This window comes from Streptosporangium fragile, from assembly GCF_039534445.1.
Taxonomy (GTDB): domain Bacteria; phylum Actinomycetota; class Actinomycetes; order Streptosporangiales; family Streptosporangiaceae; genus Streptosporangium; species Streptosporangium fragile.
Window position 1 is genome coordinate 1 of sequence record NZ_BAAAVI010000195.1, and the last position, 576, is coordinate 576.

Consider the following 576-nt stretch of genomic DNA (forward strand, 5'->3'; position numbering starts at 1 on the left):
GCCCGGGGCGCCTCGCGCGAGGCGCCCCGGGCAGGGGGCGAGGCGGAGCCGTCAGGGTTGCCGGGTCACCGTGACGTCGTCGATGCCGGCCTCGACGAGGGAGGCGCCGGAGGCGTCGGCGGCCTCGACGAGGACGCGGACGCTCTGCCCGGCGAAGGCGGAGATGTCGACGGTGGCCGTGGCCCAGGCGCCGTTGCGGTTGGTGGCCGCGCCGAGGTGCTGGAACACCTGGGTGGTGGTGGAGCCGACGACCTTCACGCGCAGGAAGTCGGCGTTGGAGGCGTTGGAGCCGTGGGCCAGGTACCAGGAGAAGCCCAGCTTGAGCGTCCCGTCCGCCGGCAGGGTGATGGCCGGTGACCGGATGCTCGTGGTGCCGCCGTCGAGGTCGTAGGCGCCGGCCGAGGAGCCGGCCAGGCGGCCGGTGACCAGGTCGTTGCTGCCGCTGACGGTGGTGCCGAGCTGTTTGGCGCCGCTGGAGGAGGTGGCCTCGGGGTCGCCGCGCTCCCACTGGCCGGACGTGGCGGTGTCGGTGCCCGCGGGGTTCGCGGTCCAGCCGGTGGCCGTCTCGAAGGTGTC

1 pseudogene is annotated in these 576 nt (G+C 74.8%); it reads right to left on the reverse strand.

Annotation, left to right across the window (positions count from 1 at the left end):
• Positions 1-51 precede the first annotated feature (51 nt).
• Positions 52-576 (reverse strand): annotated as a pseudogene (locus tag ABD841_RS40610) (aminopeptidase); the annotation flags it as partial.